Source organism: Bacteroides sp., from assembly GCF_028690125.1.
In the GTDB taxonomy this organism is placed as follows: domain Bacteria; phylum Bacteroidota; class Bacteroidia; order Bacteroidales; family Bacteroidaceae; genus Bacteroides.
Map to the genome: position 1 here is coordinate 241234 of NZ_JAQVBV010000001.1, position 12155 is coordinate 253388.

At 43.6% G+C, this 12155-nt stretch carries 10 protein-coding genes; 9 read left to right on the forward strand and 1 reads right to left on the reverse strand.

Annotation, left to right across the window (positions count from 1 at the left end; genetic code table 11):
• The first annotated feature begins 4 nt into the window (after window positions 1–4).
• The 9 genes from purD (at window position 5) to queG (ending at window position 10896) form a co-directional block, all read left to right on the forward strand.
• The gene (purD, locus tag PHO71_RS00940) at window positions 5–1279 is read left to right on the forward strand and encodes a phosphoribosylamine--glycine ligase (protein WP_300197548.1); all 1275 of its coding nucleotides are present in this window, start codon (window positions 5–7) and stop codon (window positions 1277–1279) included.
• A gap of 165 nt (window positions 1280–1444) precedes the next feature.
• Window positions 1445–2455 carry a hypothetical protein gene (locus PHO71_RS00945; protein WP_300197551.1) on the forward strand — a complete coding sequence of 337 codons (1011 nt, stop codon included), beginning with the start codon at window positions 1445–1447 and terminating at the stop codon, window positions 2453–2455.
• A complete protein-coding gene (locus PHO71_RS00950; RefSeq protein WP_300197554.1) occupies window positions 2440–2919 on the forward strand; it encodes a YqaA family protein in 480 nt (159 codons plus the stop codon). The genes PHO71_RS00945 and PHO71_RS00950 overlap by 16 nt, the downstream gene beginning before the upstream one ends.
• Before the next feature lie 57 nt (window positions 2920–2976).
• Entirely contained in the window at window positions 2977–3699 is a 723-nt protein-coding gene (gene mnmD, locus PHO71_RS00955) for a tRNA (5-methylaminomethyl-2-thiouridine)(34)-methyltransferase MnmD (RefSeq protein ID WP_300197557.1), read from the forward strand.
• A gap of 6 nt (window positions 3700–3705) precedes the next feature.
• Window positions 3706–4623: a zinc ABC transporter substrate-binding protein gene (locus tag PHO71_RS00960; RefSeq protein ID WP_300197560.1), complete on the forward strand. Its 918-nt coding sequence runs from the start codon at window positions 3706–3708 to the stop codon at window positions 4621–4623.
• A gap of 2 nt (window positions 4624–4625) precedes the next feature.
• Window positions 4626–5417, forward strand: a complete 792-nt coding sequence (locus PHO71_RS00965; protein WP_300197562.1) for a metal ABC transporter ATP-binding protein — start codon at window positions 4626–4628, stop codon at window positions 5415–5417.
• A 292-nt stretch (window positions 5418–5709) separates the two neighbouring features.
• Window positions 5710–9126, forward strand: coding sequence for a DUF2723 domain-containing protein (locus PHO71_RS00970; RefSeq protein WP_300197564.1), 3417 nt, complete (start codon window positions 5710–5712; stop codon window positions 9124–9126).
• A gap of 98 nt (window positions 9127–9224) precedes the next feature.
• Window positions 9225–9839, forward strand: coding sequence for a polysaccharide deacetylase family protein (locus PHO71_RS00975; protein ID WP_300197567.1), 615 nt, complete (start codon window positions 9225–9227; stop codon window positions 9837–9839).
• 61 nt (window positions 9840–9900) lie between these two features.
• Window positions 9901–10896 (forward strand): tRNA epoxyqueuosine(34) reductase QueG, encoded by a 996-nt coding sequence (gene queG / locus PHO71_RS00980; RefSeq protein WP_300197571.1) that lies wholly within the window; start codon window positions 9901–9903, stop codon window positions 10894–10896.
• A gap of 8 nt (window positions 10897–10904) precedes the next feature.
• On the opposite strand, the gene PHO71_RS00985 is transcribed toward queG, so the two are convergent.
• Window positions 10905–12152, reverse strand: coding sequence for a DUF4861 domain-containing protein (locus PHO71_RS00985; protein WP_300197574.1), 1248 nt, complete (start codon window positions 12150–12152; stop codon window positions 10905–10907).
• Window positions 12153–12155: the final 3 nt, after the last annotated feature.

Genomic DNA, 12155 nt, shown 5'->3' on the forward strand with positions numbered 1-12155 from the left:
GATTATGAAGATATTATTATTAGGCTCGGGTGGCCGTGAACATGCACTAGCATGGAAAATTGCCCAAAGTCCGAAAGTCGAAAAGTTGTATATCGCACCCGGAAATGCAGGAACCACTGCTGTAGGCGAAAACGTAAACATCAAAGCTACAGATTTTGATGCAATCAGCACTTTCGCACTGAAAGAAAACATCGATATGATAGTAGTAGGCCCGGAAGATCCATTGGTAGAAGGAATCTACGATCATTTCCAAAATCATCCTCAACTGAAACATATTGCTGTTATCGGTCCTTCTGCCAAGGGAGCACAACTGGAAGGAAGCAAAGAATTTGCCAAAGGCTTCATGATGCGCCATCAGATCCCGACAGCACGCTATAAAAGTATCACAGCAGATAATCTCGAAGAAGGATTATCCTTTCTCGAAACGTTGGAAGCTCCTTATGTACTGAAAGCAGACGGTCTCTGTGCCGGAAAAGGTGTACTCATACTGCCAACATTGGACGAAGCCAAGAAAGAACTGAAAGAAATGCTTGGTGGTATGTTCGGCTCTGCTTCGGCAACGGTTGTTATCGAAGAGTTCCTGAGCGGTATCGAATGCTCCGTATTCGTTCTGACTGATGGAGAAAACTATAAAGTGCTTCCCGTTGCCAAAGACTACAAACGTATTGGCGAAGGCGACAAAGGTCTGAACACCGGCGGTATGGGTAGTGTAACTCCTGTTCCGTTTGCAGACGAAGTATATATGGAAAAAGTGCGTACACGCATCATCGAACCTACTATCAACGGACTAAAAGAAGAGAATATCACTTACAAAGGCTTCATCTTCCTCGGATTAATCAGAGTCAAAGGAGAACCCATGGTGATAGAATATAACGTCCGTATGGGCGATCCGGAAACAGAAAGTGTAATGCTCCGTATACAAAGCGACTTCGTAGAATTGTTGGAAGGCACAGCTGCAGGCAATCTAAACCAAAAGCAATTGGTAATGGACCCACGTTCTGCCGGCTGTGTAATCCTTGTCAGCGGAGGATATCCCGAAGCTTACGAGAAAGGTTTCACTATCAGCGGACTGCAAGAAGCTGCTGCAACAAACAGTATCATTTTCCATGCCGGAACAGCAATGAAAGACGGCCAGGTAGTAACGAACGGTGGACGTGTCATTGCCGTTTGCTCTTATGGTGCAACTAAAGAGGAAGCACTGGCTCAGAGCTATAAGGTAGCAGACATGATCAACTTCGATAAGAAGTATTTCCGCCGTGATATCGGATTTGACCTCTAAAACAGAGTATAAGGAACTGCTTGATAGCCTATATACCCATAAAGGTGGGTATATAGGCTCCAGTACGGTGGATTTATATGCCCGACACGGTGTTCATATAGGCACGCCAAACGAATAAAGAACAGAGATTGAACAGGCCATAAATCGCTTGCTAAACTTTAATGAATGAGAAATAAAAGATTACAAAGTCAGGTAACAGCAGGACGTTGGACTTTACCATTGGTCGTCTTAATCTGCACTCTTTGCTGGGTGCTGACTTTGTTTCTATTGCCCGACCTCACCCCATCATTAGATAAAGAAGGAGGCTCCACAATCTGGCAGTCTGTCCATTCTCTTTTGCTCCCTGCATGGGTTAATCGCATCATCAGTTATTTGGTATACGCAGTTATCGGTTATTTCCTGATCGAACTAAACAACCGTTTCACCATCATCCGTATGCGGGCCTCCGTACAGACTGTAATTTACTTTTTGTTAATCACCGTCTGCCCCGAAATGCATCTGCTATATGCAGGAGACATCGCTGCCCTTGCTTTCCTGATCTCGATCTACTTTTTATTCAAGAGTTATCAACAATCCCAAGCATCAGACAATCTGTTCTATTCCTTCTTCTTTATAGGAGTAGGAAGCATCTTTTTCCCACAACTCACCGTCCTATCTGTACTGTGGCTACTCGGGGCTCATCGTTTCCAATCGCTCACCCCACGTAGTTTCTGTGGTGCGATATTAGGCTGGATACTCCCCTATTGGATACTATTCGGACACGCCTTCTTCTACGATCAAATGGAGATGTTCTATCTACCTTTTTACGAATTGGCTACGTTTGGCAACATCTTCAATTTAGAAGTCTTGCAACCTTGGGAATTCACGACACTCGGCTTTTTACTAGTGTTGTTCATCGTGAGCACTGCTCACTGCATTGTTGCAGGTTTCGAGGACAAGATACGTACACGCGCCTATCTACAGTTTCTCATTGAGCTAACTGCTTTCCTCTTCTTGCTGATAGCTTTGCAGCCAATACAATGCAACAATCTACTACCACTCCTGATGATAACTAGCAGTATCTTGATCGGCCACCTATTTGCACTGACCAACAGCAAAACATCGAATGTGTTTTTCATAATAACCATGATCAGCCTCATCCTCTTATTCGGTTTTAATATATGGACACTTTTATAAATTCAGTCACACAGCTTCTCATTGATTGGGGATTGCCGGGATTATTTATTTCGGCTATGCTGGCAGGAAGCATTATACCTTTCAGTTCCGAGCTTGTACTTGTCACATTAGTAAAGCTGGGACTAAACCCTACTGCCTGCATAATCGCCGCGACCTTGGGCAATACAGTTGGAGGAATGACCTGTTATTATATGGGACGTTTGGGTAAGATAAGCTGGATAGAGAAATATTTTAAAGTAAAAAAAGAAAAAATAGATAAGATGACAGTCTTCCTCCAAGGAAAGGGAGCACTGATGGCATTCTTTGCTTTTCTCCCTGCTATTGGCGAAGTAATAGCCATTGCGCTGGGATTTATGCGAAGCAATATATGGCTCACTATAACCTCCATGTTTGTCGGAAAATTACTCCGTTACATCCTGCTTCTATATGTACTTGAAAGTGCATGGGATGCAGTGGCAGGATAAATTGAATAAAGTTGAAAGAGAAATAACAGTAATTATAAAACAGTATATACCAACTAGATGAAAAGAGTGATTGAAAAGACTGATGACGGAAGCGCCACCCTGTTTGTACCAGAATTGAATGAACACTATCATTCAACTAAGGGAGCACGTACTGAATCGGAACACATTTTCATCAATATGGGACTCAAAGCATCCGGCACTCCTTCCCCAAGGATCCTGGAAATTGGCTTTGGTACTGGTCTCAACGCCTGGCTAACACTCCAAGAAGCAGAAAAAAGCTATCGGAACATACATTATACAGGATTAGAGCTTTACCCTTTAGAATGGTCCATGATAAAACAGCTTGGTTATATCGGAGCAGACGAACAACTAACCATAAACGAAAGGCAACAATCATCCGTCCAACTATTTGAACAGCTCCATACATCCCCTTGGGAAGAAGATGTACCTCTCACCTCACATTTCACCCTTCGAAAAGTACAGACAGACTTGAATGAATGGATTCTCCATTCCTCACTAAAGCCCGATGTCATCTATTTCGATGCCTTCGCCCCCGAAAAACAACCGGAAATGTGGTCACAAGAACTATTCAACCGATTGTATGTTTTATTAAACAAAGAAGGAATTCTGACCACATACTGTGCCAAAGGCGTCATCCGGCGAATGTTACAAACCGCAGGATTTATCGTAGAACGCCTGCCCGGCCCTCCGGGAGGTAAACGGGAAATATTACGTGCCTGGAAACAAGTACAACAATTAAAAGAAACAAAGAAAAGATAGACAATTATGAAGAAACAACTAAAAGATAAATGCACTCTCCTGCTACTCAGTTCCTGCCTTTTTTTGGCAGGCTGTACAGGATGTTCATCCAAAACAAACAAAGAAACAGAAAAGCCCGTTATCACCGTTACCTTAGAACCACAACGCTATTTTACAGAAGCAATAGCCGGTGATAAATTCAAAGTAGTCAGCATGGTACCCAAAGGTTCCAGCCCCGAAACTTACGATCCGGTTCCCCAACAGCTCGTATCACTAGGAGACAGCAAAGCATATTTCCGTATCGGCTACATTGGCTTCGAACAGACATGGATGGACCGTTTGATGAACAATACTCCTCATATTCAAATGTTCGACACTTCGCAAGGAGTAGACCTGATTCTGAATAACGAATTACCTGAGCATGGACACAGTCTGCACGATGGGCATATCCATTCCGTAGAGCCTCATATCTGGAATTCCGCCACCAATGCTTTAATCATTGCGGGAAATACTTATAAAGCGCTCAGTGCACTCGACAAAGCAAATGAGCCCTACTATATGGCACGCTACGACTCACTCTGTCAGCGTATACAGTATGTAGACAGCGTGATATGCGAACAACTATCCAACCCCGAAGCCTCTAAAGCATTTATGATTTACCACCCGGCACTCTCCTATTTCGCACGCGACTACGGACTCCATCAGATCTCGATTGAAGAAGGAGGCAAAGAACCTTCTCCCGCTCATTTGAAAGAACTGATTGACCTGTGCAAAGAGGAAAACGTACAAGTCATCTTCGTACAACCCGAGTTTGACAAAAGAAATGCAGAGACAATAGCCCAGCAAACCGGAACACGTGTAGTCCCTATCAATCCATTGAGCTATGATTGGGAAGCAGAAATGTTGAATGTAGCCAATGCACTTATGCCAGTTGAAGAAAAATGAGTATGAAACCGATTATCGAAATAAAGAACCTCTCCGCCGGATATGAAGGCCGTACTGTCCTCCGTGACATCAATCTCAACATCTACCAACGGGACTTTCTGGGTATGATCGGTCCAAATGGAGGTGGCAAGACAACGCTTATCAAATGCATCCTCGGTTTGTTGAAACCGACTAAAGGAGAAATTATCTTTCATTCTCCGGAGGAAACCTTTCGAGAATCACAATCTTCAAGTTCCAATAACTCCACTCTTTCTCTAGGTTATCTCCCTCAGTATAACACTATCGACCGGAAATTTCCGATCTCGGTAGAAGAAGTTATCCTGTCCGGACTGAGCATACAGAAATCGCTAACATCACGTTTCACAGCAGAACAAAGAGAAAAGGGGAAGCAAGTGATCACCCGCATGGGACTTGAAGGACTCGAACATCGTTCTATAGGACAATTAAGCGGTGGACAGTTACAACGCGCTTTACTCGGGCGTGCTATCATTTCCGATCCTTCTGCCCTGATCCTCGACGAGCCCAGCACTTACATTGACAAGCGCTTCGAAGCTCGCCTTTATGAACTGTTAGCTGAAATCAATAAAGATTGTGCCATAATTCTCGTCAGCCATGATATAGGAACCGTATTACAACAAGTAAAGTCTATCGCCTGCGTCAATGAAACGTTAGATTACCACCCGGATACAGGTGTCACCACCGAATGGCTGGAAAAGAACTTTAACTGTCCAATTGAATTACTTGGACACGGAACCTTGCCACACCGTATTCTTGGTGAACACCATCACCACTAAGATATTTCATCACTAAGAAACATAAGATTACCAAAAAGAAATAAAAGTCATAAGCCCCTCACAGCAAGCTTTCTGCAATCTGTTTCTCAGGTATTAATACCCAATTTCCAGACTATTAATACCTATCATCCCAGCTATTAATACTTGACAAGTAGACTATTAATAGCCTACAAACTATGAAATCATCCCTCTGTTACTTAATATTTCTTACTTTCTTCTACTTTGTGCCCGTAAATCATTATCTTTGCGCCCGTCTAATCTGTTTTTAACGAATAAACTACGATAAGTGCTAATGAAACAGTACAGAACCGTAAACAACCTAATGGGTTGGCTTACATTCATCATTGCAGCAACGGTCTATTGCCTGACAATAGAGCCGACTGCCAGTTTCTGGGATTGCCCCGAGTTTATAACTACCGGCTACAAACTTGAAGTCGGACACCCGCCCGGCGCACCTTTCTTCATGTTGATGGCAAATTTGTTTACTCAATTTGCTTCCGACGTAACCACAGTAGCGAAAATGGTAAACTATATGAGTGCCCTGATGAGTGGTGCCTGTATTCTATTCCTTTTCTGGAGTATCACCCATCTAGTTCGCAAGTTAGTCATCACCGACGAAAACAACATTACCAAAGGACAACTCATAACAGTTATGGGTAGCGGACTGGTAGGCGCATTGGTCTATACGTTCAGCGATACCTTCTGGTTCTCAGCAGTAGAAGGCGAAGTATATGCTTTCTCCTCTCTGTTCACCGCCGTCGTATTCTGGCTTATTTTAAAGTGGGAAGATGTAGCTAACCAACCTCACAGCGACCGTTGGCTTATCCTGATCGCCTATCTGACCGGATTAAGTATCGGTGTTCACCTGTTGAACTTACTCTGCCTGCCAGCCATCATATTGGTATACTACTACAAGAAAACCCCGAATGCTACTGCCAAAGGTTCACTGCTTGCCCTCATCGGATCAGGCGTATTGGTAGCAGCCGTATTGTACGGTATCGTACCGGGTATCGTGAAAGTAGGCGGTTGGTTTGAACTAATGTTTGTCAATGGACTGGGAATGCCTTTCAACACAGGTGTAGTTGTTTACATCATTATCCTTGCAGCTTCTCTCATCTGGGGTATATACGAAAGCTATACCGAAAAGAGCAAGCTACGTATGGCTATCTCCTTCATCCTGACTATTGCCCTATTGGGTATTCCGTTCTACGGACACGGAGCCAGCAGCATACTCATCGGTATTTTAGTTATCGCCGTATTAGCTCTTTACCTTGCCCCGCAAGTACAGGAAAAGATAAAAGAAAAATGGCGCATTTCCGCACGCACCATGAATACAGCTCTGCTATGCACCATGATGATTGTCATCGGATATTCGTCATATGCACTCATTGTAATCCGTTCTACCGCCAATACTCCGATGGACCAGAACTCACCGGAAGACATCTTTACGCTAGGTGAATATCTCGGCCGTGAACAATATGGAACACGTCCCCTATTCTATGGTCCCGCCTATTCATCAAAAGTGGCGCTTGACATAAAAGACAACTATTGCGTACCACGCCAATCAGAAACCGGAACAAAATATATTCGTAAAGAAAAAACTTCACCGGATGAAAAAGATTCTTATATCGAACTTCCCGGACGAATCGAATACGAATATGCACAGAATATGCTTTTCCCCCGTATGTACAGTGCCTCACATACCGGACTCTACAAACAATGGGTAGATATAAAAGGCTATGACGTCCCTTACGACCAATGTGGTGAAATGGTGATGGTAAATATGCCTACACAATGGGATAACATCAAATTCTTCTTCTCTTACCAATTGAACTTCATGTACTGGCGTTATTTCATGTGGAACTTCGCCGGACGTCAGAACGATATTCAAAGCAGTGGAGAAATCGAACATGGAAACTGGATTACAGGTATACCGTTCATTGACAACCTGCTAGTAGGCGATCAAGAATTGCTTCCACAAGATTTGAAAGATAACAAAGGACATAATGTCTTTTACTGTCTACCATTGATACTCGGTTTAATCGGACTCTTCTGGCAGGCCTACCATAGCGAACGCGGTATCCAGCAATTCTGGGTAGTCTTCTTCCTGTTCTTTATGACAGGCATCGCCATCGTGCTCTACCTTAACCAGACACCTGCACAGCCTCGTGAACGTGACTATGCATATGCAGGTTCTTTCTATGCCTTTGCCATTTGGATAGGCATGGGAGTAGCAGGCATCATCCGTATGCTTCGGGAATACTGCAAAATGCAAGAACTTCCGGCAGCCATTTTGGCTTCCGTAGTTTGCTTAATCGTTCCCATTCAAATGGCAGGACAAACTTGGGATGACCACGATCGCAGCGGACGTTTCGTTGCCCGTGATTTCGGTCAAAACTACCTGATGACCCTTCAAGAAGAAGGAAATCCAATCATCTTTACCAATGGTGATAATGATACCTTCCCTCTGTGGTACAATCAGGAGACAGAAGAATTCCGCACCGACACCCGGACTTGTAACCTAAGCTATTTGCAGACTGATTGGTACATCGACCAGATGAAACGCCCGGCTTACAATTCACCCTCACTCCCTATTACCTGGGACCGTCTGGAATATGTAGAAGGTCAGAATGAATATATCTCCATCCGTCCGGAAGTAAAAACGCTTATTGACAACTACTTCAAACAAGCAAATGAATTGGCTGCCAAAGGAGACACCACCGTTTTGTCACTCGTTCACTCCATCTTTGGTGAAAATCCTTATGAACTGAAAGAAATCATCAACCGCTGGATGCTCGGCAAGAACGACCAACTTAGGGAATTGCTTAAAAAGACGGGAGAAGGAATTGAACTACCTCTTGTACCTACAGACAGTATTGTCATGAAAATCGACAAAGAAGCTGTCCGCCGCTCCGGCATGAAGATACCGGAAGCTCTGGGCGACTCTATCCCCGAATACATGACCATTCTGCTGAGAGACGCTAACGGTAGCCCCAAACGCGCGCTCTACAAGAGTGAACTGATGATGCTCGAAATGTTGGCTAACGCTAATTGGGAACGCCCTATTTATATGGCAATCACCGTAGGTAGTGAAAACCATCTGAACATGGCCAACCATTTTGTACAGGAAGGACTTGCCTACCGCTTTACTCCATTCGATACGGAAAATCTGGAGAGTAAAATAGACAGTGATAAGATGTATGACAACCTGATGAACAAATTCAAGTTCGGAGGCATCGACAAACCGGGTATTTACATTGACGAAAATGTAATGCGTATGTGTGACACACACCGTCGTATCTTCACCCAGCTTGTAGGCCAACTCATCAAAGAAGGCAAAAAAGACAAGGCTCTTGCCGCACTGGACTATGCTGAAAAGATGATACCTGCATACAACGTACCATATGACTGGAGAAACGGAGCTTTCCAAATGGCTGAATCATACTACCAATTGGGACAGAATGAAAAAGCAGATAAAATAATGGATGCTCTTGCCAACAAGTCACTCGAATATATGATCTGGTATCTAAGCCTGACTGACAGCCAACTGGCTATCGCAAGCGAAAACTTTATGTATAATGCAAGCTTACTTGACGCTGAAGTTCGCCTGTTGGAAAAATACAAATCAGAAAAACTCGCAAAACATTATTCGGAACAACTCGAAAAGCTTTACAACGAGTATGTAACCCTAATGAAAGGAAAACAATAATTAATAAAGAGTGAAGAATGAAGAATTGGCTGTGTACTTATCCACAGATAATTCCTTATTCTTCACTCTTCATTCATTCTTAATTCTTCATTCTTTTTATGTTTATAGAACAACCACCTTGGCTTTTCCGAGCGTTGTATCCACAAGCCATCTTCCGTATGAACCCAAACGAACGGGCAGTTTATCTGACCTTCGATGACGGACCTATCCCGGAAGTAACTCCCTGGGTGCTGGAGCTACTGGAAAAACATGATATTAAAGCCACTTTCTTCATGGTAGGCGACAACATCCGCAAACACCCGGATGAATACCGCATGGTGGTAGAAAAAGGACATTGCATTGGCAACCACACTTTCAACCACATCCGCGGATTCGAATATTCCAACCCGGAATACCTCGCAAACACGAAACTAGTAGACGAAATGATTCATTCCGAACTATTTCGGCCCCCACACGGTCATATGGGATTCCGACAGTATTACACACTGCGACATCATTATCGAATTATTATGTGGGACCTTGTAACACGTGATTACAGTAAAAGAATGCGTCCCGAACAAGTCCTGAACAACGTAAAACGTTATGTACGAAACGGCTCTATCATTACTTTTCACGACTCCCTGAAATCCTGGAATAACGGAAATCTACAATACGCTCTTCCCCGATCAATCGAGTTTCTGAAAGCAGAAGGATATGAGTTTAAAGTATTATAACCTGCAAAATGCCGAAGTCAGATTTGCTACAAGAAATGTTTAACGAGACCAGTATTTTTATATGGATACAACCCTCTCCTCCGAACAAATAAAAGCCGAAGCCACCCGCCTCGGCTTTTCCGCTTGTGGGCTGGCACCTGCCGAGGCTGTCAATGACACAACAACTGCTTCCTTTCAGCAATGGCTGTCAGACGGCTGTCAGGCAGAAATGACTTATATGCAGAATTATGAAGATAAACGCCTTGACCCACGTTTATTGGTAGAAGGAGCACGTACAGTGATCAGTGTTGCACTAAACTATTATCCGGAGACCAAACTTCCGGAAGAAGAATATCAGATAGCCTGGTATGCCTACGGAAAAGATTATCATGATGTCATTAAAGCAAAGCTAAATGCTCTATTGGAATTTATCAAGGAGAAATATATTAGCTTCACCACTTCACCGGAAATAAACCTAACAACCACCCCTAGTCCCCCCCTACCCGTCAGCGGTCGCATCTTTTGCGACACCGCTCCTATACTTGAACGATACTGGGCTTGGCGCACCGGACTCGGATGGATAGGAAAAAACACGCAACTAATCATTCCTCATGCCGGCTCCTGCTTCTTTTTAGGAGAGATAATCATCAATATAGCAGCCGATAATTACGATATTCCACAAAAAAACCGTTGCGGTATATGTACACGTTGCATCAACACCTGTCCGACGAAAGCATTAGAAGCCCCTTACCGGCTCAATTCCGAAAGATGTCTCTCTTACCTTACCATTGAGCACCGTGGGAACCTTACGCTCGATATAGGGCAAAAAATGGGCAAAAAGATATACGGATGCGATGAATGCCAGCGTGTCTGTCCGTGGAATCGCTATTCCACCCCTTGCAAAACAGAAGAATTCCGCCCTTCTGACTCATTACTGGAAATGAAAAAAAGCAATTGGCACAGTCTGACAGAAGAGCAATATAAAACCCTCTTCAAGGGAAGTGCCGTGAAGAGGGTGAAATATCAGGGACTAATGAGAAATATTCGTTCGATTAACGAATCGGCTGAGTCTGAATAAACAACCGCTTAATATGCTACAGTAAGTGGAGTCCGTAATTTCTGCACATACTGAAACATATATTCATTCCAGGCATCAACCGTTTTAATAGCTGCCTTATCCCACGCAGAACCCCAGTAATAAGTATATGCAGAACCCGGTTGATAATCAGTCACCGCCAATAAATGACCGTCAGCACCCATACGTTCCTCCTTTTTCTCCTTTTCAGAGAAAAGCACAGCTTTAGCTTCATTTATCTGAGTCGGGAAAGCAGCCCCCATAAACATTTTACCATTTCCGGCCTCCGGATTTCCTGTTGGGTCTACATAAGTCATATAACCATTAGCAACATCAGTCTTTATTGTCCCGTCCGGCTCATGAAGAACAATTCCCGTCACCACAGGTACTGACTCTTTAAGATTGGTATAAGATACCACAGTTTTATTCAGATAAGAACCGGCATCCAATGCAATAACGCGGGTCTCCACTACATTTGAATCACCACCCACCACCAACGGATTATACTCTAATTTTACAGTAAAACGTAAGGGACCATTATCCAGAATTTCCTGTGTACGATAGCAATAAGGATAAATAATGGTATCACCCACCATCAATGCAGACGTACCACCTCCCAATGTAGGACCGACATTATAACAATCCATTCCATTACCATGATCGATATGATATGAAATAGCACGTTCCAATTCGCCGGCAGCCTCAGGATCAGTCTTCTTCAGTTCAGCTATTTTCGCCCGTTTCTCCTTGTTTACTTCCTCAGCGTAACGAGCTTCCACAACCGGTTGCGTTGTATTATACTTAGTAAATACATCAAAACCGAATCCACGTTCGCCACGTTTCTGCAAAGCCGGACCATAAGCACGGAAAGCAACCAGATCATTCTCCCAAGCTACATCATCCAAGCGTTCCGGATAATATTTGCCACAAGCTATCACATTATAAGGTTCCGGCATACCTTCCTGAATGGTATAAGTAGCCGTCCCATTCCCTTTCACCGTAGCAGGAAAAACAACCTTCTCATCATAAGTTACTTGGTAAGGAACTTGCTGCCCATCTATGTCAAGTACTACAATCTGCGCTGTATCTGCCAATTTCAACTTGGCAACTACATCACTCATTGGAACCTCAACCATCTCTCCGGTACGTTCGAGCGCCAAAGAATTCGTCACTGTGACTGTCATTATCTGCTTACCATCTACGCAAGAGGAAACAAGACACATCATGGCAACAGTTATCAGAACAAATATTTTTCTCACTTT

Bases quoted from the DNA above. Each gene is read 5' to 3' on its own strand.
- purD (WP_300197548.1), top strand. From the start codon at position 5: ATGAAGATATTATTATTAGGCTCGGGTGGCCGTGAACATGCACTAGCA.
- PHO71_RS00945 (WP_300197551.1), top strand. From the start codon at position 1,445: ATGAGAAATAAAAGATTACAAAGTCAGGTAACAGCAGGACGTTGGACT.
- PHO71_RS00950 (WP_300197554.1), top strand. From the start codon at position 2,440: ATGGACACTTTTATAAATTCAGTCACACAGCTTCTCATTGATTGGGGA.
- mnmD (WP_300197557.1), top strand. From the start codon at position 2,977: ATGAAAAGAGTGATTGAAAAGACTGATGACGGAAGCGCCACCCTGTTT.
- PHO71_RS00960 (WP_300197560.1), top strand. From the start codon at position 3,706: ATGAAGAAACAACTAAAAGATAAATGCACTCTCCTGCTACTCAGTTCC.
- PHO71_RS00965 (WP_300197562.1), top strand. From the start codon at position 4,626: ATGAAACCGATTATCGAAATAAAGAACCTCTCCGCCGGATATGAAGGC.
- PHO71_RS00970 (WP_300197564.1), top strand. From the start codon at position 5,710: ATGAAACAGTACAGAACCGTAAACAACCTAATGGGTTGGCTTACATTC.
- PHO71_RS00975 (WP_300197567.1), top strand. From the start codon at position 9,225: ATGTTTATAGAACAACCACCTTGGCTTTTCCGAGCGTTGTATCCACAA.
- queG (WP_300197571.1), top strand. From the start codon at position 9,901: ATGGATACAACCCTCTCCTCCGAACAAATAAAAGCCGAAGCCACCCGC.